Genomic DNA, 20,886 nt, shown 5'->3' on the forward strand with positions numbered 1-20,886 from the left:
CGGGATGCGCCTGAACGTCCTTGCGGCGTCGGGCCAGAGCAACTTCCTGGTCCCGAACGCCACATTCATCGTCGAACTGGTCATCTTCTTTGTGATCCTGGGTGTACTGGCCAAGTGGATCCTGCCCTTCGTTCAGAAGGCGATGAACGAGCGGCAGCAGTTCATCCAGCAGCAGCTGGACGAGAGCCAGGCGGCCCGCGAGCGGCTGGAGAAGGCCGAGGAGGAGTACAAGGCGGCGGTCGCCAAGACCAAAGCCGAGCTGGCCGAGATCCGCGAGCAGGCACACGCAGACGCGCAGCGGAGCAAGAACGAGATCCTCGCCGAAGCCCGGGAGGAGGCGGCCCGCATTTTGGCGCGCACCGAGGAACAACTCGGCGCCGAACGCCAGCGCGTTTTCGAGGAGCTCCGGACCCAGATCGGCACCCTCGCGGTCGAGCTGGCCGGGCGGATCGTCGGGGAGCAGCTCAGTGACGACGCCCTGCAGCACCGGGTCGTCGAGCGATTCCTCGCCGAGCTCGAACAGCCGGAAACCGCCGAGCAGGTCCGCTGATGCAAGGCGCCAGCCGCGCGTCGCTGGCCGTCGGACGGCGGCGCTTGGATGCCCTCGGCACCGAGCTCGCCGAGGACGCTTTGATGGGGCTCGCCGACGACCTGTTCGCCGCGGTTCGCCTGCTGGACGGGGAGCACGGCCTGCGGCGGACGTTGTCCGACCCCGGGCTCCCGGGGGAAGCCAAGCAGAACGTGATCGCGCAGTTGCTCGGGTCGCAGATGTCGCCGGCTGCGGTCGGCGTCGTCCAGGCACTGGCCGCCGGAAGGTGGTCGCGGTCGGTCGACCTTGTCGACTCGATCGAGCGGCTCGCCGTCGAAGCCTTGTTCGCCCGGGCCGAGCGCGCCGGCAGTCTCGACGAGGTCGAGGACCAGCTTTTCCGCTTCGGCCGGATCGTGGACCGTGAGCCTGCGCTTTGGGCGGCGCTTGCCGACCCCACACTCCCTACCGAGAACAAGCTGGAGCTGGTGCACGCGCTGCTCGCCGGGAAGGTCACCCCGGTCAGCTTGCGCCTGATCGACAGCGTCGTCCGCCAGCCGCGTGGCCGAGCGGTCGACGAGGCGGTAGCGGAGCTGGCCCGGCTCGCGGCGGAAAGGCAGTCCAGATACATCGCCGATGTGCACGCCACTGTCGAGCTCACCGAGGCCGAACGGGCGCGGCTCACCGACCGGCTGGGCGCGATGTTCGACCATGACGTGCGGCTGCAGGTGAGCATCGACCCGGCACTCGTCGGCGGCATTGTCATCCGGGTCGGGGACGAGGTCATCGACGGCAGCGTGGCCACCCGCCTGAGCCAGGCGCTGCGCGGACTGACCTGACCGTCGAAACCACCGAGACGGCACCGAGCCCACGAGGAAACGAGACAGCGACATGACCGAGTTGACGATCCGGCCGGATGAGATCCGGGAGGCGTTGGAGCGCTATGTCCAGGGCTACAAGCCGGACACCACGCGCGAGGAGGTCGGCCGGGTCACCGAGACCGGGGACGGCATCGCCCGGGTCGAAGGCTTGCACTCCTGCATGACGAACGAGCTGCTCGAGTTCCAGGGTGGGGTGCTGGGCCTCGCGCTCAACCTTGACGAGCGCGAGATCGGCTGCGTCATCCTCGGGGACTCGCAGCACGTCGAGGAGAACCAGGAGGTCCGCCGGACCGGCGAGATCCTCTCGGTGCCGGTGGGTGACGGGTTTCTTGGCCGGGTGGTGGATCCGCTGGGGCGGCCGATCGACGGTAAGGGCGACGTCGAAACCAGCGAGCGCCGCGCCCTGGAACTTCAGGCGCCTTCGGTGGTTCAGCGCCAGCCGGTGAAGGAACCGCTCCAGACCGGAATCAAGGCGATCGACGCGATGACCGCGATCGGCCGTGGCCAGCGGCAGCTCATCATCGGCGACCGGCAAACCGGCAAGACCGCGGTGGCGATCGACACGATCATCAACCAGCTGGACAACTGGAAGTCCGGGGACCCGAAGAAGCAGGTCAAGTGCGTTTACGTCGCGATCGGGCAGAAGGGCTCGACCATCCGGGCTGTCCAGGGCGCGCTCGAGGAGGCCGGTGCGCTCGAGTACACGACGATCGTGGCCGCACCGGCGTCAGAGCCGGCCGCTTTCAAATACATCGCGCCGTACGCCGGGTCGGCGATCGCCCAGCACTGGATGTACCAGGGCCAGCACGCGTTGATCATCTTTGACGATTTGTCCAAGCAAGCTGAGGCCTATCGCAACATCTCCTTGCTGCTGCGCCGTCCGGCCGGTCGTGAGGCCTATCCCGGCGACGTGTTCTACCTGCACTCTCGGCTGCTCGAGCGTTGCGCGAAGTTGTCCGACGACCTCGGCGGCGGGTCCCTGACCGGGCTGCCGATCATCGAGACCAAAGGGAATGACGTGTCGGCTTACATCCCGACGAACGTCATCTCGATCACCGACGGGCAGATCTTCCTGCAGACCGACCTGTTCAACTCGGGAGTCCGGCCGGCGATCAACGTTGGGATCTCGGTATCCCGGGTGGGGGGGAATGCGCAGATCAAGGCCATGAAATCGGTCGCCGGGCGGCTCCGGCTCGACCTGGCCCAGTTCCGGGAGCTCGAGTCATTCGCCTCGTTCGGTTCGGATCTCGACCGCGCCTCCAAGGCACAACTCGACCGTGGCGCTCGACTCGTCGAGTTGCTCAAGCAGCCGCAGTACGCGCCTTTCCCGGTCGAGCGACAGGTGATTTCGATCTGGGCCGGCACAACCGGGAACCTCGATGATGTTCCGGTTCCAGATATCCGTCGTTTCGAAGGCGAATTCCTCGATTTCATCGGTCACCACCATCAGGGCATCTACGACGCCATCTTGCAGACCGGCCAGCTGTCCGACGACACCGTCACCTCGCTTGAAGGCGCCATCGCCGCCTTCAAGCGCCAGTTCGCCCCCGCCGAGGGTGAGTTGCTCAGCGCCGAAGGCAAGCACGCCGAGGCCGAGGCGCACGCCGATGCCGATACTGATGCCGTTGCCGGTGATGATGCCGTTGCCGGTGATGGGGGCGACGACGACTTCGGGGCCCGCGGCCGCGACGAGCACCACACCAAGCCGATGGACAAAGATGGTGAGGGCACGGAGAAGATCCAGGCCCGCCGGCGGCCCGAGCCGGGCAAGCGGGACTCCTGACCGATGGGTGCCCAGCTTCGCGTCTACCGCCGGCGGATCCGTTCGGTCCAGTCGACGAAGAAAATCACGCGCGCGATGGAACTCATCGCGGCTTCCCGGATCCAGAAGGCGCAACAACGGGTCGCAGCCGCTCGGCCCTATGCCGAAGCCATCACCCGAGTCGTCACCGAGGCCGCGAGTTACACCCGCGGTGAACACCCGCTCACGACGCCGCGGGAGTCCCCGGGGCGTGCGGCCGTCGTGGTCGTGACCAGCGACCGGGGACTGGCCGGTGCCTACAACGCGAACGCCCTGCGGGCCGCGGAGGGCCTCAACGAGCTGCTGCGCTCCGAGGGCAAGGAGCCTGTGCCGTTCCTCATCGGTCGCAAGGGGCTCGCGTTCTATCGTTTCCGCAGCCGGGATACGAGCCGAAACTGGACTGGCTTCTCGGAGCAACCAGGCTACGCCGACGCCAAGCAGGTTGCCGATCGCGTGATCGCTGACTTCATCGCGGGATCGGCCGAGGACGGCGTGGACGAGATCCACCTGGTCTACACCGAATATGTCTCCGCGCTCACCCAGCGAACGGTCGCGAAACGGGTGCTCCCACTCGAGCTCGAGTTCAGCGACGAACAGAGCGATGGCCTGAGTGCCCTCGTCGAGTTCGAATCCTCACAGGAGGAGGTACTCGATGCCCTGTTGCCCCGATATGTCGAGAGCCGCTTCTACGCGGCCCTGCTGGACTCCGCCGCGTCCGAATCGGCTGCCCGACGGCGAGCGATGAAGGCTGCGACGGACAATGCGGATGAGTTGATCAAGTCTCTCACCCGTGCCGCCAACTCGGCCAGGCAGGCTGAGATTACCCAGGAAATCATGGAAATCGTCGGTGGCGCTGAAGCGCTGTCGAAAACGGAAGGCGTGTAATGACTGCGACCACCGAAGAACTCGACGACGCCCACACCGGCGGTGGGACCGGACGAGTGGTCCGGATCATCGGCCCGGTCGTTGACGTCGAATTCGCCCCGGACGAAATGCCCGAGATCTACAACGCGCTGCACGTCGATCGAACCCTCGGGCAGGAAACCGCGACGCTCACCCTCGAGGTTGCCCAGCACATCGGCGACAACATGGTTCGGGCCATCGCCATGCAGCCCACGGACGGCGTGGTGCGGGGCACGCCGGTACAGGACACTGGCTCGGCGATCACCGTGCCGGTAGGCGACGCGACCAAGGGTCATGTGTTCAACGTGCTCGGGGAACCGCTCGACGTGGAGTCGGTCGATGCCGAAGTGCGCTGGCCGATCCACCGCTCGTCGCCCCCGTTCGACGAGCTCGAATCCAAGACGCAGATGTTCGAGACCGGGATCAAGGTCATCGACCTGCTCGCCCCCTACGTCCAGGGCGGCAAGATCGGGATGTTCGGGGGAGCCGGGGTAGGTAAGACCGTCATCATCCAGGAAATGATCTACCGGGTCGCCGAAAACTTCGGCGGGGTGTCGGTGTTCGCCGGGGTCGGCGAGCGCACCCGTGAAGGCAATGACCTTTTCCTCGAAATGACCGAGTCCGGTGTCATCGACAAGACCGCTCTCGTCTTCGGACAGATGGACGAGCCGCCGGGCACCCGGCTGCGGGTTGCGTTGGCGGCATTGACCATGGCGGAGTACTTCCGGGACGAGCAGAAGCAGGACGTACTGCTGTTCATCGACAACATCTTCCGGTTCACCCAGGCCGGCTCGGAGGTCTCCACCCTGCTCGGCCGAATGCCCTCGGCGGTTGGTTACCAGCCGACCCTCGCCGACGAGATGGGCGAGCTGCAGGAGCGCATCACCTCGACCCGCGGACACTCGATCACTTCGCTCCAGGCGATTTACGTGCCAGCCGACGACATCACCGACCCGGCGCCGCACACGACCTTCGCCCACCTCGATGCCACTACCGTGCTCTCCAGGGCCATCTCCGAGCTCGGTATCTACCCGGCCGTCGACCCGCTGGACTCCACCAGTCGGATTCTCGACGCGCGCTACCTCGGCGACGAGCACTACGCGGTCGCCAGACGGGTGCAGGAGATTCTTCAGCGTTACAACGACTTGCAGGACATCATTGCGATCCTCGGGATCGACGAGTTGTCCGAGGAGGACAAGGTCATCGTTCAGCGGGCTCGGCGAATCCAGCGCTTCCTGTCCCAGCCATTCTTCGTGGCGGAGCAGTTCACCGGTATCCCAGGCAAATTCGTCCCCCTCGAAGAGACGATCGGCTCGTTTCGACGGCTCTGTGACGGCGAATACGACCAGGTGCCAGAGCAGGCGTTCTTCTTGTGCGGAGGAATCGAGGACGTCGAGGCGAAGGCCAAGGAACTCGGTGACTAGTAGCCATGGCCACCATGCACGTTGAACTCGTCTCTCCGGAACGCGAGGTGTGGTCCGGAGAGGCCGAGGCTGTGTTCGCCCGGACGACGGACGGCGAGCTCGGCATCCTGCCCGGTCATGCCCCGATGATCGGCGCTCTCGTTGATCATCCGGTCCGGATCGTGCGCGGCGAGGGGGATGAACTGGTGGCCGCCGTTTTTGGCGGATTCCTGTCCGTGCTCGAATCCGGGGTATCGGTCCTTGCCGAAACGGTCGAGCTCGTGGACGAGATAGACGTGGCGAACGCTCGGCAGGAACTCGATCGTAACCGCGGCGCCGGCCCGGAGGACCAGGAGGCGCGGGTGGTGGCCAGCCGGGCCGAAGCCCGGTTGCGGGCGGCTGGCGAGTCGGTCTAGCTAGCGGCGCTTGTCGCCCGGCACCCAGGTGACGTCGCCTCGTCCCGCGTTCGCCACCCGGGCGAGGATGAACAGCAGGTCGGAAAGCCGGTTCAGGTAGCGGGCCGGCGCCGGATTCGTCGAATCCGGCTCGGCCGCCAGCAACTCCCAGACCCGACGCTCCGCCCGGCGCGAAACGGTGCGGGCCACATGGAGCAGCGCGGCGCCCGGCGCCCCCCCTGGCAACACGAAGCTCGACAGCGGCTGCAACCGCGCGTTGAAGTCGTCGCACGCGTGCTCGAGCCGTTCGATGTAGCTCTCGTCGATCCGCAGAGGCGGATAGGCGGGGTCGCTCACAACTGGCGTGCAAAGATCCGCGCCCACGTCGAACAGGTCGTTCTGCACTTCGAGGAGCAGGGTCGCGACGTCCGCCGCGAGATCGCCGAGGGCCAGCGCTACGCCGATCGCGGCATTGGTCTCGTCGACGTCGGCGTACGCGCCGATCCGCGGACTCGTCTTGAGCGCTCGGCTCAGATCGCCGAGTGACGTCGCGCCGTCGTCACCGGTACGGGTGTAGATCCGGGTGAGATGCACGGTGGAACGTTGCTTGGGTTTCGATCCGCGACTGGCCGGCACCCTTCCGACCCTACCGGCGTGGCCATCTACCATGACCCGATGGAGCGCTTCCGGGTGGTCGGCGGAGCGCGGCTGACCGGTGAGGTTGCGGTCACCGGGGCGAAAAACAGCGTGCTCAAGGTCATGGCTGCCGCGCTGCTCGCCCCGGGCACCACGCGCCTGACCAACGTCCCGGACATCGTCGACGTCCCGATCATGGCGAGCGTGCTCCGTGGACTCGGCGCTGAAGTCAGCGGGAGCCCGCCGGCCATCGAGATCACCGTCGGCGAGGCCCTGGGGCACGAGGCGGACTACGACCATGTGCGCCGAATCCGGGGCAGCGTCTGCGTCCTCGGTCCACTGATCGCGCGGTGCGGACGGGCCCGGGTTGCGCTACCCGGTGGCGACGCCATCGGCTCCCGGCAGCTCGACCTGCACGTGGGTGGTCTGCGGCGACTCGGCGCGACCATCGACATCGAACACGGCTACCTGCTCGCCGAGGCTGGTGGCCTTACTGGCGCGCCGATCTGGCTCGACTTCCCCAGCGTCGGTGCCACTGAGAACATTCTGATGGCGGCGGTACTGGCCAAAGGGACGACGGTCATCGACAATGCCGCGCGCGAGCCGGAGATCGTCGATCTTTGCGAGATGCTCATCGGGATGGGTGCCCAGATCGGCGGGGTCGGCACCTCGACCCTCGAGATCGATGGCGTGCACGAACTGCACCCCGCAACCCACGAGGTGGTTCCAGACCGGATCGTCGCTGGAACATTTGCCGTGGGCGCGGTGATGACTCGGGGCGACATCACTGTCCGCAACGCGCGCGCCACCCACCTGGAGCTCGCCCTGGACAAACTCGTCCAGGCCGGCGCGGACGTCGAAATCACCGGTGACGGGTTCCGGGTCAGGATGGACCGACGGCCACGGGCGGTCGACGTCGTAACGCTGCCGCATCCGGGCTTCCCCACCGATCTACAGCCGCTCGTAATCGCCCTGTCTTCGGTCTCCGACGGGGTGGCCTTCGTCACCGAAAACATCTTCGAGGGCAGGTTCATGTTCGTGGACGAGCTCATCCGGCTGGGAGCGGATGCCCGCACCGACGGTCACCACGCCGTCGTCCGCGGTCGCGAGCGGCTCTCCGCTGCCCCGGTTCGGGCGACCGACATCCGAGCCGGGGCGGCGCTCGTTATGGCCGGCTTGGTCGCCGACGGGGTAACGACGGTGACCGGGGCTTACCACATCGATCGCGGATACGCCGGCTTTGCCGAGCAGCTACGCGGTCTCCAGGCAGAGGTCAGCCGGGAGCCCGAGGACAGCCCACTCGAGGAGTAATCCGCTCGCCCGGGGCCGCTAGCCTGACCCGGCGACGGTGGCAGAGCCGTCGAACCGTCGAGCGGGTCGGGGTGCAACGTGGCACAGACATTGGTTGTTATCGGGGCTGGCCTCATGGGCTCGGGGATCGCCCAGGTTGCCGCTCAAGCCGGCTGGGAGGTGCGGCTTCGTGACGTGGGGGCGGAGCCCCTGGAGCGGGCATCGACGGCCATCCGCACGTCACTCGATCGTTTCGTCACTAAGGGTCGGCTGGCTGCGGACGAGGCGGACGCCACCTTCGCGCGGATCGCCCTGACGACCGACCTCGACGCCGCGGGCGACGCCGACGTCGTGGTCGAGGCTGTTTTCGAGGCGCTGGACGTCAAGCGGGAGGTGTTCGCCCAACTCGACCGGATCTGCCCGGAACGCGCCGTGCTTGCGACGAACACCAGTGCGATCCCGATCACGTCGATCGCCGCCGTGACCAGCCGGCCGGAGCAGGTGGTCGGAACGCACTTCTTCTCCCCGGTCCCCATGATGCGCCTCTGCGAACTCGTGCGCGGCTACAAGACATCGGACCGGACGCTGGCCACGGCGCGCGAATTCGCCGAGGGCCTTGGAAAAACTTGCATCGTCGTCCGCCGCGACGTGGCCGGGTTCGTCACCACCAGGTTGATCGCTGCGCTGTCCGTGGAAGCGGTACGCCTGGTTGAGTCGGGGGTGGCCACGGCAGAGGACGTCGACACGGCGTGCCGACTGGGCTTCGGGCATGCCATGGGGCCACTTCAGACCATGGACCTCACCGGCGTGGACATCATGGTGAACGCGGCAAGCAACATTTACGCCGACACTCAGGACGAGAAGTTCTTCCCGCCGGAAACCCTGTCGCGGATGGTGGCGGCGGGCGATCTCGGACGCAAGACCGGCCGCGGCTGGTACGAGTATCCGGGCTGACGTTGGTGCTGCCAGGCGAATATCTCTCCGGCGCGGCAACCAAAAATCGATGGCCGGCGTCTGTACGGTCGAAGGAGTCCAAGGTATGGGAGCGTCATGTTGGTCCGCGAGGGGCAGCTGGACCGGGTGGTCGTACTGACCGGTCCGGTTGATGCGGCCAGCGTGCCCGACCTCCGACTCAAGCTGCACGCGGCAATCGACGCCGCCGCCGCCGCCGACGAGGACCTGATCGTCGACCTTGCCGGAGTCTTCGTGATCGACGCGACCGGTCTCGGCCTGCTGGTCGGGGCGCATCGCCGCGCGTCACGCACTGGCTGCCGGCTGGTGCTTCGCTCGGTGCCACCGCAGATGAGCCGGCTGCTGCGCGTCACCCGGCTGAACCGGATCCTGCACATCGAGGGGCCGGTTCCCGCGGTCTAGTTCGCGGGATCGCCGGCTCCCGCCCCGCTGCCTCCTTCTTCGTGCCGGCGTGGTCCACGCTCCCGCTACCATCGGGGTGGGCGAGTGGAGGCAGCCGATGGGCGAGCAGCAGCCCGCCGCGGTGCCGCGGCGGGAACGTGATCAGCCCTGGGTAATGCGCACCTACGCCGGGCACTCGTCGGCCCGGGAGTCGAACGAGCTCTATCGGCGCAACCTCGGGAAGGGGCAGACCGGCCTGTCGGTTGCGTTCGATCTGCCCACCCAGACCGGCTACGACGCCGACAATGAGCTGGCACGTGGGGAGGTCGGGAAGGTTGGCGTCCCGATCGCCCATCTGGGCGACATGCGGTCCCTTTTCGCCGACATCCCGCTCGCTGAGATGAACACGTCGATGACCATCAATGCCACGGCGATGTGGCTGTTGGCGCTCTACCAGGTGGTCGCCGAGGAGCAGGGGGCCGACCCTCGTCAGCTCAGCGGCACCACCCAGAACGACATCATCAAGGAATACCTCTCGCGCGGTACCTACGTTTTCCCGCCTGGCCCGTCGCTGCGGTTGATCACCGACATGATCGCCTACACGGTCACCAGCATCCCCAAATGGAACCCGATCAATGTCTGCAGCTACCACCTACAGGAGGCCGGCGCGACGCCGGTTCAGGAGATCGCCTACTCGCTGAGCACGGCGATCGCCGTTCTCGACGCCGCCAAGGCGAGCGGCCAGGTCCCGCAGGAACGCTTCGGCGAGGTAGTCGCCCGGATGTCGTTCTTCGTCAATGCGGGCGTCCGCTTCATCGAGGAGATGTGCAAGCTTCGTGCCTTCGTCGAGCTCTGGGACGAGATCACCCGCGATCGGTACGGCATCGAGGACCCCAAGCAGCGCCGGTTCCGATACGGGGTGCAGGTCAACTCACTCGGACTCACCGAGGCCCAGCCCGAGAACAACGTCTACCGGATCCTGCTCGAGATGCTCGCGGTTACCCTCTCTCGCGACGCCAGGGCGCGGGCGATCCAGCTTCCGGCCTGGAACGAGGCCCTCGGGCTTCCCCGCCCATGGGATCAGCAGTGGTCTCTGCGGGCGCAGCAGATCCTGGCCTTCGAGTCGGACCTGCTCGAATACGACGACGTGTTTCGCGGTTCGCACGTCATCGACTCGCGGGTCGCCGAGATGGTTGCGGCCGCGCGTGAGGAGATCGATCGGGTGCAGGCACTGGGTGGGGCGGTGCCGGCAGTCGAGAGCGGGTACATGAAGTCGCAGCTGGTCAGCTCGCACGCCGAGCGGCGCCGCCGGATCGAAGCTGGAGAAGACGTCGTGGTTGGGGTGAACCGGTTCACCACGACGGAGCCGAACCCGCTCGCCACCGAGCTCGATGCCGGTATCCAGGCGGTGGATCCGGCGGTCGAGGCCAACGCGATCGAGGAACTTGGACGCTGGCGAGCTGGCCGGGATGCGAACGCGGTGGATGAGGCTCTGCGCGCCCTTCGGGACACGGCCAAGACAGAGGCCAACCTCGTCCTGCCGACCATTGCATGTGCCCGGGCCGGGGTGACGACCGGCGAGTGGGCCGGGGTGCTCCGCGAAGTCTTCGGGGAGTACCGGGCGCCGACCGGCGTGACCGCGGCCGTCGGAGTTGTTGCCGAGGCCGGCTCGGAACTCGCTGCGGTGCGGGCGCTGGTCCGCAAGACCGGCGACGATCTCGGTGGTCGGCTGCGCCTTCTCGTCGGAAAGCCAGGACTGGACGGCCACTCGAACGGCGCCGAGCAGATCGCCGTACGCGCCCGCGATGCCGGGTTCGAGGTCGTCTACCAGGGGATTCGGCTTACGCCGGGGCAGATCGCGTCCGCGGCGGTGGAAGAGGACGTGCACTGCGTCGGCCTATCCATCCTGTCCGGCTCTCATCTCGAACTCGTCCCCATGGTGCTCGATGCCTTACGCGAGGCTGGCGCCGGAGATCTGCCGGTGGTAGTCGGCGGGATCATCCCGGCCGCGGACGCCGCTGGCCTGCGCTCGGCGGGTGTCGCGAGGGTTTTTACCCCGAAGGACTACGAGATGACCGCCATCATGCGCGAGATCGTTGCCGTGATCCGCGAATCCCACGGCTTGCCGCCGATCTCCGAGGGCTGAGCCGGGTGCGCCTCGTCGTCGCGCGTTGCAGCGTCGACTACGTCGGCCGGCTCACGGCCCATCTGCCGTCCGCGCTGCGGCTGCTGCTCGTCAAGGCGGATGGGTCAGTGTCCATCCATGCCGATGACCGGGCCTACAAGCCGCTGAACTGGATGAGCCCGCCCTGCACCCTGCTCGAGGATGTCGACCACTGGACCGTGAGCAACCGGGCCGGCGAGCAACTCGTCATCACGATCGAAGCGGTTCTGCACGATTCGCGGCACGAACTCGGGATCGACCCCGGGCTACGCAAGGATGGCGTCGAATCCCATCTTCAGGAACTGCTCGCGGCCACGCCGGACCTGCTCGGCGAGGGCTTCCGGCTGGTCCAACGTGAGTACCCGACCGACATTGGTCCGGTTGACCTCCTCTGCAGAGACGGCGATGGACGGGCCGTAGCCGTCGAGGTCAAGCGACGGGGTGAGATCGACGGGGTGGAACAGCTCACACGCTACCTCGAACGACTTGGTCGCGACCCCGCCCTGCGGCCGGTGCGCGGGGTGCTCGCGGCCCGCGAGATCCGCCCGCAGGCGCGGGTGCTCGCCCAGGCCCGGGGCATCGGCTGCCTGGTCCTCGACTACGAGGCGATGTGCGGACTCGAGCCCGCCGCCCCCACGCTGTTCTGACCCGGTCCGGTGGACCCGGGCTCGGCCAGGGCCGGGCTCGGCCGGGGCCGGGCTCGGCGGCTCTGCGAGACTGACCGTCGATGTGGGCGCGGTGTCGCCCCGGACCGAGGAGCGGACGTGGGTCGCGAGTTCAGCAGCATCGGGGTCGTCGGGCTCGGCACTATGGGGGCGGGAATCGCCGAGGTGCTGGCCAGATCTGGCATAGCGGTCATTGGGGTCGAGGTCGACGAGCCCGGGCTCGAACGCGGCCGCGGCCATCTCGACAGCTCGACCTCTCGCGCGGTGAGCCGCGGCAAGCTGACCGAGGACGAGCGGCGGGAGCTTCTCGCACGAATCAGATTCACCACCGAGCTCTCGGCGCTGGCTGACGTCGAGTTGGTCGTCGAGGCGATCCCCGAGCGGCTCGACCTCAAGCGGGCGCTGTTCGCCAACCTGGACGACGTCACCCGGCCCGAGACCATCCTCGCGACCAACACCTCATCGCTGTCCGTCACCGAGCTCGCGGTGGCCACCCGGCGCCCGTCGCGTGTGGTTGGCATGCACTGGTTCAATCCGGCCACGGTCATGGGCCTGGTCGAAGTCGTGCGCACCGTGGTCACCGATCCGGAGGTCGTCGCGGACGTCGAGGCGTTGGTCGCCCGAGTCTCCAAAACCGATGTCACGGCCGGAGACCGAGCTGGGTTCATCGCGAATGCCCTGCTTTTCGGCTACCTGAACCAGGCCGTGTCGATGTACGAGGCGCATTACGCCTCCCGGGAGGACATCGATGCGGCGATGCGGCTGGGTTGCGGTCTGCCCATGGGGCCGCTTGCGCTGCTCGACCTGATCGGGCTCGACTCGGCCTACGAGATCCTGGACACGATGTACCACCAGTCTCGTGACCTGCGACATGCGCCGGCTCCGATTCTCAAGCAACTGGTCACCGCCGGCTTCCTCGGCCGCAAGACCGGCCGGGGTTTCTACAGCTACGCCGGGGTGGACTCGCCCGAGGTCGTCGACAGCGGGGGCGTTGCCGGGCCGTCGCACGAGCTTGGTCGGCAAGTCTCGCGGATCGGTGTCGTCGGAACTGGCACGATGGCCTCGGGGATCGTTGAGGTCTGTGCCAAGTCCGGCTTCGATGTGGTGTTTCGCGCCCGCGGTGACGAGAAGGTCGCGGAGACTAGGGCGCGGATCGAAAAGTCGCTGGACAAGGCGGTCCAGCGCGGCAAGCTTTCCGCGGACGAGCGGGCGGCGGCGCTGAGCCGGATCACCGGTACCAGCCGCCTGGACGACCTGGCCGACGCGGACCTCGTGCTCGAGGCGGTCGTGGAGGATCTCGCCGTCAAGCAACCGTTGTTCGCGGCGCTGGACGAGGTCGTGAAGCCTGGAGCGATTCTGGCGTCCACGACGTCGAGCCTTCCCGTGATCGAATGCGCGACGGCGACCTCCCGGCCGGGCGACGTGATCGGCATGCATTGGTTCAACCCGGCCGCGATAATGCGACTCGTCGAAGTCGTCCCGACGGTGCGGACCACGGAGGACGTGGTTGCCACCGTGCACGGGCTTTGCGCCACTCTGGGCAAGCACCCGGTCCTCTGCGGGGACCGGGCCGGATTCATCGTCAACGCGCTGCTGTTCCCCTACCTCAACGATGCGGTGCGCATGCTGGAAGGGCATTACGCCAGCGCCGAGGACATCGATGCGGCGATGAAAGTTGGCTGTGGCTATCCGATGGGCCCATTCGAGCTGCTCGACGTCGTGGGCCTCGACGTGTCACTCGCCATCCAACAACGTCTCTACCTCGAGTTCCGTGAGCCCGGCTTCGCCCCGGCGCCGTTGCTCGAGCACCTCGTCACGGCTGGCTACCTCGGCCGCAAGACCGGCCGAGGATTCCGTGACTACTCGAGCCGGTGACGCCGCGGCGCAGTCGCCGCCGGGAGCCCCCGGCCAGCTCGCCCCCGACCACTCCGGAGGTAGTCGAGGAGGGTGCCGACGGGGACTGGGTGGTGCGCCGGCTCGCCGGCCGGGCGGGCCGAACCTACCGTTGCCCCGGTTGTGACCAGGAGTTCTCCTCGACGTTGCCGCATGTGGTGGTCTGGCCCGCGAGCGGCGCATTTGCCGGCAGCGAGTCGCGCCGGCACTGGCACACGGTCTGCTGGCAGCGCCGCGACCGTCGCGGAGTCAAAGACCATCGGTCGAAGAACGCGCCCCGGTTCGGCTGATCCTGACGAGGTCTCCCCACCATCGGCCGAGCGGCCCGAAATCGGCACCGAGCCGGAAACCGATCCGATCGGGTCGTCGGAAGGTGACCGTCTCGACGGGCAGGCGCCCGCCGCGCAAGGACGTGTAATGCTCTGCGAGCACCATGTCCGCCCCCGGTCGAGGACGCGAACTTCTGCGCCCTAGCCCTTGACTGGTGGCCACGAGGCTGGGGCAGGCCGAGGCTAGGGTGCCCGCGATGGCTGACATCCGAGCGAACACCGTGCTGCCGGCCGACCGCCGACCGGTCACGTTGTTCACCGCCGACCGGCTGAAGCTGGTCGGTGAGCTCGCCGTGCCGCTCGGGGCCGCGGCGTCTGCCTGCGTGATCTTCCTGCACCCGCTGCCTACGCAGGGCGGAATGATGGACAGCCACCTGTTACGCAAGGCGGCCTGGCGACTGCCGGCCCTCGCCGGGATCGCCGTGCTGCGCTTCAACACCCGGGGTACCCGATCTGCGCTGGGCACCAGCGAGGGGAGCTTTGACGGCGGGGACGGGGAGCGGCTCGATGTCGCGGCTGCTCTGGACTTGGTCGAACACGAGCCCTTGCCGCAGCCGTGGCTGGTCGGCTGGTCCTTCGGCAGCGAACTGGGGCTGCGGCATGGGCTCGACCCGAGCGTGACCGGGCTCATCCTGCTTGCGCCGCCGTTGCGTCAGGCCACATCGACCGATCTGCGGGCCTGGGGTGCCTCGGGGAAGCCGGTAGTGGCCATCGTCCCGGAGTTCGACGACTACCTCCGGCCGCCCGAGGCCAGGAAGCGGTTCGCTGAGATCGGGCAGGCCGAGGTGGTCGAGGTGCCTGGGGCGAAACACCTGTTCGTTGGCTACACCGAGCGGGTCCTGGACGAGATCGTCCGTTGCGTCCAGCCGACCGCCTACCCGCTGCCCCGATCCTGGCCGCCCGGGCAGTCTTGAGCGCGCCGGCAGTCCAGCCGACCGCGAGTGTGCAATTTCCGACGCCCCGTACGCTCGGGCCCCGTCGGAAATTGCACACTCGCGGTGCTACGCGGGCCCCGGCGGGTGCTCCGCGGGCCCCGGAGGGTGCTACGCGGGCCCCGGCGGGTGCTCCGCGGGCCCCGGCGGTGCTACGCGGGCCCCGGCAGGGGTCCGGCCGGGCCTCCCACCGGGGGCGGCGATTCGGCTACGGTCGGGACCATGTCCCCCGTCGAGCTGTATCACCGGGACACCGGATCGGGGCCGGCCCTGGTGCTCCTGCACGCCTTCCCGCTGTCCTCGGCGATGTGGCTAGCTCAGCGGGAGGCCCTCAACGCCACCCACCGCGTCATCACCCCGGACCAGCGCGGTTTCGGCGGCTCACCGCTGGGTGAAGAGCCGCCGTCGCTCGACCTCGTCGCCGACGACCTCGCCGCCCTTCTCGACGCCAAGGATCTGGGCTCGGTCGTTCTCGGTGGCTTGTCGATGGGCGGCTACGTGGCGATGGCGTTCCTGCGCCGCCACCCGGACCGCGTTCGCGGGCTCGTGCTCGCGGACACCAAGGCCGGCCCGGATACCCCGAAGGTCAGGGCCAACCGCGAACGGATTGCGGAGCAGGTGATCGACGACGCGTCCCTGCTCATCGAGGAGGTCTTCCCGACCCTGCTCGGACCTACCTCGGTCGCCAGCCGCCCGCTCGTGCTCGGCCGGGTCAAGGCCCTCGTCCAGGCGGCCCCGCCGGTGGCCGTCGCCTGGGCTCAACGTGCGATGGCCGCCCGGCCTGACTCGTTCGCCACGCTTCGGGCGGTCGCCGTGCCGACCCTGGTCGTGGTCGGTGAGGAGGACACGCTGGCCCCGCCGGCCGAGGCCCGGGCGATGGCCGACGCCGTGCCGCGGGGGCGGCTGGTCGCGTTGCCCGGCGCCGGGCACCTCAGCGCCGTCGAGGCGCCGGAGGAGTTCAACGCGGCGCTGGCCGGCTTCCTTGCCGAGCTCGGATCAGCCAGGGGTTGAGTCCTCCTGCGCCATGATCGCGGCAGTGGGCGGCGACGGGTCCTCCGGTGGCGCGACGACCGCCGGCCGGTCGGCAACCGCGACGACGGCCGCGAGCTGCTCTCGTAACTCGCCGAGCCGGGCGCGGATCCGCTCGCGCTGCGCGGCCAGCTCGTCGACCTCCCGCTGGGCGGCTTCGTGGATCTGCCGGACCTGGCTACGGGCCTCCGCCCGCTCACGTTCGGCCGCGGCGCGTGCCTGCTCGACGAGCTGCCCGGCCTCGCCGCGGGCGGCCTCGATGATCGCGCTCGCCTCGCCCCGGGCCCGCTCGGTCGCGGTGAGCGCGTCGGTGCGCACCCGCTCGGCGTCGAGCTGGGCGGCCGTGCGGAGGCTGGTTGCCTCGGCGTCGGCGAGCTCGAGGATCTGACCGATCCGCTCACCGAGATCCTCGTAGGAGGGTTGGGTGCGCGCCAGCTCGGCCTGGGCCTGGGCAAGCTCGGTCTCCAGCCAGTCGACGTGCCGGTCGACCTGCGCCCGGTCGTAGCCGCGGAGCACGAGGTCGAAGCTGCGGACGTTCATGGCCTCGTCGAGCGGCATCATCGTTGTGTCGTCTGTCGTCATGGTGGGAATGTGTCCAGTTCGGCCGCCGCAGACACCCGTTGCGGGCTATCTGTTTCGAAACCGCATGATGGCCTCGATATGCCGATCCCGCAACTGGGGATCCCGCACCCCGAGCCCCTCTTCGGGGGCGAGACAGAGCACCCCCACCTTTCCCTGGTGCAGGTTGCGGTGCACGTCGTACGCGGCCTGACCGGTCTCCTCGAGCGGGTAGGTCCTGGAAAGCGTGGGGTGGATGCGGGCTTTGGCGATCAGCCGGTTGGCCTCCCAAGCCTCGCGGTAGTTCGCGAAGTGGCTGCCGACGATCCGCTTGAGGTTCATCCACAGATAGCGGTTGTCGTAGCTGTGGAGGAATCCCGACGTCGAAGCGCAGGTCACCACGACCCCGCCGCGCCGGGCGACGTAGACGCTGGCGCCGAAGGTTTCCCGGCCGGGATGCTCGAACACGATGTCCGGGTCCTCGCCGCCGGTGAGCTTGCGGATGCTCTTGCCGAATCGCTGCCATTCCTTGGGATCCTGGGTGTTCTCGTCCTTCCAGAAGTGGTAGTCCTCGGCGGCTCGGTCGATGATGAGTTCGGCCCCCATCCGCCGGCACAGCTCGGCCTTCTCCGGGCTCGACACGACGCACACCGGGGTGGCTCCGCCGTTCAGCGCGAACTGGGTGGCGTAGGACCCGAGGCCACCGGATGCGCCCCAGATCAGCACGACGTCGCCCTGCTTCATCACCGCACCATGCCGCCCCACCAGTTGGCGGTAGGCGGTGGAGTTCACCAGGCCGGGGGCGGCGGCCTCCTCCCAGGTCAGGTGAGCGGGCTTCGGCATGAGCTGGTTCGCCTTGACGAGGGCCAACTCGGCCAGCCCGCCGAAATTCGTCTCGAACCCCCAGATCCGCTGCTCCGGGTCGAGCATCGTGTCGTCGTGCCCGTCCGGGCTCTCCAACTCCACCGACAAGCAGTGCGCCACGACCTCGTCGCCGGGGGACCAGGCGTGCACCCCCGGCCCGGTGCGCAGGACGACCCCGGCCAGGTCGGATCCCACAACGTGGTACGGCAGGTCGTGCCGCTTCGATAGCGGCGACATCCGCCCGTATCGCTCGAGGAAGCCGAATGTGGATAGCGGCTCGAAGATGGACGTCCAGACCGTGTTGTAGTTGATGGCACTCGCCATCACCGCGACGAGTGCTTCACCGGGGCCGAGCTCCGGGGTGGGCACCTCGTCGACGTGCAGGGATCTGCGGGGATCCTTGTCCCGGGTCGCCAGCCCAGCGAACAACTCGGTCTCGTCCTTGCGAACCACGACGCCGCGGTAGCTGTCCGGAACGGGCAGCTCGGCGAATTCCTCGGGCCGGGTGTCCCCGGCAAGGATCGCGTCCCGGATGTCCTTCACGTGTCCTCTTTTCGGATCGTCCCAGGCAGGAGTTTTCTTCAACGACGCTTTGGTGCCTCAACCAGTTCAGTGAGCACTCCCTGGACATCCTTGGGGTGCAGAAAGGCGATGGACGCGCCCATCGAGCCGTGCCGCGGACGGGCGTCCACGAGCCGAACGCCCTGGGCCGACACCGTCGCGAGGGCAGCCGTTATGTCGTCGACTCCGTAGCCGACGTGGTGCACGCCCTCGCCGTTTCGTTCGAGGAACTTCCCGACCGGTGAGTCGGGCCGGGTCGGTTCAAGCAGTTGGACGTAGGAGCCGCCGGCGTCGGCGTCGGCGACGATGAGCATCGCCTCCCGCACACCCTGGTCCTCGTGCACCTCGCGGGCCACCACGGTGAGACCGAACGTCGAAGCGTAGAATGCGGTGGCGGCCTCGAGGTCACTGACCGCGATCCCGATGTGGTCGATCCGGGTAAGCAACGCTTGCCTCCTCTGTCGGTCGCCCCGGGGCGGGTCGCTATCGTTGCAGGACGCCTGTCCGTCCTCGCGAGGAGGCTCCACCCATGGCCGGTTCCGTCATCGTCTCGGGCGCTCGCACGCCGATCGGCCGCCTGCTCGGGGCCCTCAAGGGCCTCACCGCGATGGACCTCGGCGGGATCGCCATCAAGGCCGCGCTCGAGCGGGCTGGACTGTCCGGGGACCAGGTCGACTACGTGATCATGGGCCATGTACTCCAGGCGGGCCAGGGCCAGATCACCGCCCGGCAGGCCGCGGTCAAGGGCGGCATCCCGATGACCGTGCCTGCGCTGACCGTGAACAAGGTCTGCTTGTCCGGGCTGGACGCCATCGCGTTGGCCGATCAGCTGATCCGGGCCGGGGAGTTCGAGATCGTGGTTGCCGGCGGGATGGAGTCGATGACCCTGGCGCCGCATCTGCTGCCGGCCTCCCGGTCCGGTTTCAAGTACGGCGACGTCACGCTGGTGGATTCGATGGCGCACGACGGTCTCTTCTGCGCCTTCGACCAGTGCGCGATGGGGGAGTCGACCGAGCGGTACAACGCCAAACTCGGGATCAGTCGCGGCGAGCAGGACGAGTTCGCAGCACGGTCGCACGAACGGGCCGCGGCGGCGATGAAGAACGGCCGCTTCGATGCGGAAATCGTCCCGGTGCCGATCCCGCAGCGCGGCGGTGAGCCGATCCTCGTCACCGAGGACGAAGGGGTTCGTCCGGAGACCACCGTCGAGTCGCTGGCCCGGCTCCGTCCGGCGTTCGCCGCGGACGGCACGATCACCGCCGGGTCGGCCTCGCAGATCTCCGACGGTGGATGTGCCGTCGTCGTCATGTCCGCCGCGAAGGCGGCCGGGCTCGGCCTGCCGGTGCTTGCGGAAGTCGGCTCGCACGGGGTGGTTGCCGGCCCGGATCCCTCGCTCCAGTCGCAGCCGTCGAACGCGATCAAGAAGGCACTGTCCCGAGAGAAGGGACTGAGCGTGGCCGATCTCGACCTCATCGAGATCAACGAGGCGTTCGCTTCGGTCGGTATCCAGTCGATGCGTGAGCTCGGCGTCGACCCCGAGAAGGTCAACGTGGACGGCGGGGCGATCGCGCTCGGGCATCCGATCGGGATGTCCGGCGCACGGATCGTGCTGCACCTTGCCAACGAGCTGCGCCGCCGTGGCGGCGGGGTCGGCGCGGCCGCACTGTGCGGCGGCGGTGGCCAGGGTGACGCGCTGGTGCTTCGCGTTCCCGGAGCGTGAGCCGGCGCGGCCCGGACGTCGACGAGCTGGTCGCGGGGGCTGCGACGGGGGACCCACGCGCTGTCGCCCGCCTGATCTCGCTCGTCGAGGACGCGGCGCCGTTGCTGCGGGACGTCATGCGGGCCCTCGCCCCGCTGGCCGGCGGGGCCCGGGTGATCGGCCTCACCGGCTCGCCGGGAGTGGGCAAGTCGACGACGACGAATGCCTTGGTCACCGAGTACCGGCGGCGCGGCCTACGGGTCGGCGTGCTCGCCGTGGACCCATCGTCGCCGTTCTCCGGCGGGGCTCTGCTCGGGGACCGGGTGCGGATGCAGGACCATGCCACCGATCGGGGCGTCTACATCCGCTCGATGGCCTCCCGTGGCCACCTCGGCGGCCTGGCCTGGGCAACCCCGCAGGCGGTCAGGGTTCTCGACGCGGCGGGCTGCGCGGTTATCCTCGTCGAGACGGTAGGGGTCGGCCAGGCGGAGGTTCACGTGGCGTCGCTGGCCGACACCACGGTCGTGCTGGTGGCCCCGGGCATGGGCGACGGGATCCAGGCGGCCAAGGCGGGGATCCTCGAGATCGCGGACGTCTTCGTCGTGAACAAGGCCGACCGCGACGGTGGCGATCAGGCTGCCCGGGACCTGCGGCACATGCTGTCGATGGGCGACCGGTCCGACCCGGCCGGCTGGCGTCCGCCGGTGATCAAGTCGGTCGCGACCCGCGGCGAGGGGATTGCCGAGGTCGTCGGTGCGCTCGACTCGCACGCGGACTGGCTGGCCGAGAGCGGCCGGCTAGACGCCCGCCGCCGGCTCCGGGCCGCCGACGAGATCGAGGCGATCGCCGCTACCCAGCTCCGGGAACGGATGGGCGACCTCAGGGGTGGGAGCGTGCTCGACTCGCTGGCCGGCCGCGTGGTGGCCGGCGAGAGCGACCCGTACTCCGCGGCGGATCAGCTCATCGCGGGGATGATCTCTCGATGAGCTGACCCGCCGGCGGCC

Annotated in this window: 19 protein-coding genes and 3 pseudogenes; 18 read left to right on the forward strand and 4 right to left on the reverse strand. The window is 68.4% G+C overall.

Features of this window, described 5'->3' with window-relative positions; genetic code table 11:
• Nucleotides 1-4: 4 nt before the first annotated feature.
• The 6 genes and pseudogenes from VNG13_16145 (at nucleotide 5) to VNG13_16170 (ending at nucleotide 5,930) form a co-directional block, all read left to right on the forward strand.
• A complete protein-coding gene (locus tag VNG13_16145; GenBank protein HVA62049.1) occupies nucleotides 5-550 on the forward strand; it encodes a F0F1 ATP synthase subunit B in 546 nt (181 codons plus the stop codon).
• Entirely contained in the window at nucleotides 550-1,365 is an 816-nt protein-coding gene (locus tag VNG13_16150) for a F0F1 ATP synthase subunit delta (GenBank protein HVA62050.1), read from the forward strand. The genes VNG13_16145 and VNG13_16150 overlap by 1 nt, the downstream gene beginning before the upstream one ends.
• 52 nt (nucleotides 1,366-1,417) lie before the next feature.
• A pseudogene (gene atpA / locus VNG13_16155) lies at nucleotides 1,418-3,001 on the forward strand (F0F1 ATP synthase subunit alpha).
• Nucleotides 3,002-3,193: 192 nt separating this feature from the next.
• A complete protein-coding gene (locus VNG13_16160) occupies nucleotides 3,194-4,093 on the forward strand; it encodes a F0F1 ATP synthase subunit gamma (protein HVA62051.1) in 900 nt (299 codons plus the stop codon).
• Nucleotides 4,093-5,535, forward strand: a complete 1,443-nt coding sequence (gene atpD / locus VNG13_16165; protein ID HVA62052.1) for a F0F1 ATP synthase subunit beta — start codon at nucleotides 4,093-4,095, stop codon at nucleotides 5,533-5,535. Before VNG13_16160 ends, atpD begins: the two co-directional genes overlap by 1 nt.
• Before the next feature lie 5 nt (nucleotides 5,536-5,540).
• Nucleotides 5,541-5,930 carry a F0F1 ATP synthase subunit epsilon gene (locus VNG13_16170; GenBank protein HVA62053.1) on the forward strand — a complete coding sequence of 130 codons (390 nt, stop codon included), beginning with the start codon at nucleotides 5,541-5,543 and terminating at the stop codon, nucleotides 5,928-5,930.
• Here VNG13_16170 and VNG13_16175 read toward each other — a convergent pair whose 3' ends face one another.
• The gene (locus VNG13_16175) at nucleotides 5,931-6,545 is read right to left on the reverse strand and encodes a cob(I)yrinic acid a,c-diamide adenosyltransferase (protein ID HVA62054.1); all 615 of its coding nucleotides are present in this window, start codon (nucleotides 6,543-6,545) and stop codon (nucleotides 5,931-5,933) included.
• A gap of 39 nt (nucleotides 6,546-6,584) precedes the next feature.
• Here VNG13_16175 and murA point away from each other — a divergent pair, with 39 nt between their 5' ends.
• From murA to VNG13_16225, 10 genes and pseudogenes are all read left to right on the forward strand, one after another.
• Entirely contained in the window at nucleotides 6,585-7,856 is a 1,272-nt protein-coding gene (gene murA / locus VNG13_16180) for a UDP-N-acetylglucosamine 1-carboxyvinyltransferase (GenBank protein HVA62055.1), read from the forward strand.
• Between the two features lie 78 nt (nucleotides 7,857-7,934).
• A complete protein-coding gene (locus VNG13_16185; protein ID HVA62056.1) occupies nucleotides 7,935-8,789 on the forward strand; it encodes a 3-hydroxyacyl-CoA dehydrogenase family protein in 855 nt (284 codons plus the stop codon).
• Nucleotides 8,790-8,885: 96 nt separating this feature from the next.
• Nucleotides 8,886-9,209, forward strand: coding sequence for an STAS domain-containing protein (locus VNG13_16190; GenBank protein ID HVA62057.1), 324 nt, complete (start codon nucleotides 8,886-8,888; stop codon nucleotides 9,207-9,209).
• Nucleotides 9,210-9,306: 97 nt separating this feature from the next.
• The gene (locus VNG13_16195) at nucleotides 9,307-11,334 is read left to right on the forward strand and encodes a protein meaA (protein HVA62058.1); all 2,028 of its coding nucleotides are present in this window, start codon (nucleotides 9,307-9,309) and stop codon (nucleotides 11,332-11,334) included.
• A 5-nt stretch (nucleotides 11,335-11,339) separates the two neighbouring features.
• Nucleotides 11,340-11,999, forward strand: coding sequence for an endonuclease NucS (nucS, locus tag VNG13_16200; GenBank protein HVA62059.1), 660 nt, complete (start codon nucleotides 11,340-11,342; stop codon nucleotides 11,997-11,999).
• Nucleotides 12,000-12,116: 117 nt separating this feature from the next.
• A pseudogene (locus VNG13_16205) lies at nucleotides 12,117-12,956 on the forward strand (3-hydroxybutyryl-CoA dehydrogenase).
• An 84-nt stretch (nucleotides 12,957-13,040) separates the two neighbouring features.
• Nucleotides 13,041-13,892: pseudogene (locus VNG13_16210) on the forward strand (3-hydroxybutyryl-CoA dehydrogenase).
• Nucleotides 13,889-14,200 carry a hypothetical protein gene (locus VNG13_16215; protein ID HVA62060.1) on the forward strand — a complete coding sequence of 104 codons (312 nt, stop codon included), beginning with the start codon at nucleotides 13,889-13,891 and terminating at the stop codon, nucleotides 14,198-14,200. The pseudogene VNG13_16210 and the gene VNG13_16215 overlap by 4 nt, the downstream one beginning before the upstream one ends.
• 236 nt (nucleotides 14,201-14,436) lie before the next feature.
• Entirely contained in the window at nucleotides 14,437-15,153 is a 717-nt protein-coding gene (locus VNG13_16220; protein ID HVA62061.1) for a hypothetical protein, read from the forward strand.
• A 240-nt stretch (nucleotides 15,154-15,393) separates the two neighbouring features.
• On the forward strand, nucleotides 15,394-16,182 hold the full coding sequence (locus VNG13_16225; GenBank protein ID HVA62062.1) for an alpha/beta fold hydrolase: 789 nt from the start codon (nucleotides 15,394-15,396) through the stop codon (nucleotides 16,180-16,182).
• Here the strand turns inward: VNG13_16225 and VNG13_16230 are convergent.
• From VNG13_16230 to mce, 3 genes are read right to left on the reverse strand one after another with little or no spacing between them, the layout of a single operon-like run.
• Nucleotides 16,168-16,782, reverse strand: coding sequence for a hypothetical protein (locus VNG13_16230; GenBank protein ID HVA62063.1), 615 nt, complete (start codon nucleotides 16,780-16,782; stop codon nucleotides 16,168-16,170). The genes VNG13_16225 and VNG13_16230 overlap by 15 nt on opposite strands.
• A gap of 45 nt (nucleotides 16,783-16,827) precedes the next feature.
• Nucleotides 16,828-18,165, reverse strand: a complete 1,338-nt coding sequence (ccrA, locus tag VNG13_16235) for a crotonyl-CoA carboxylase/reductase (protein HVA62064.1) — start codon at nucleotides 18,163-18,165, stop codon at nucleotides 16,828-16,830.
• A gap of 38 nt (nucleotides 18,166-18,203) precedes the next feature.
• On the reverse strand, nucleotides 18,204-18,629 hold the full coding sequence (gene mce, locus VNG13_16240; protein ID HVA62065.1) for a methylmalonyl-CoA epimerase: 426 nt from the start codon (nucleotides 18,627-18,629) through the stop codon (nucleotides 18,204-18,206).
• An 83-nt stretch (nucleotides 18,630-18,712) separates the two neighbouring features.
• Between mce and VNG13_16245 the strand changes: the two genes are divergently transcribed.
• Nucleotides 18,713-19,903 (forward strand): acetyl-CoA C-acetyltransferase, encoded by a 1,191-nt coding sequence (locus VNG13_16245; protein HVA62066.1) that lies wholly within the window; start codon nucleotides 18,713-18,715, stop codon nucleotides 19,901-19,903.
• Nucleotides 19,900-20,868: a methylmalonyl Co-A mutase-associated GTPase MeaB gene (gene meaB / locus VNG13_16250; GenBank protein HVA62067.1), complete on the forward strand. Its 969-nt coding sequence runs from the start codon at nucleotides 19,900-19,902 to the stop codon at nucleotides 20,866-20,868. The genes VNG13_16245 and meaB overlap by 4 nt, the downstream gene beginning before the upstream one ends.
• The last annotated feature ends 18 nt before the right edge of the window (nucleotides 20,869-20,886 follow it).

The organism is Mycobacteriales bacterium (assembly GCA_035533475.1).
Lineage (GTDB): Bacteria > Actinomycetota > Actinomycetes > DATLTS01 > DATLTS01 > DATLTS01.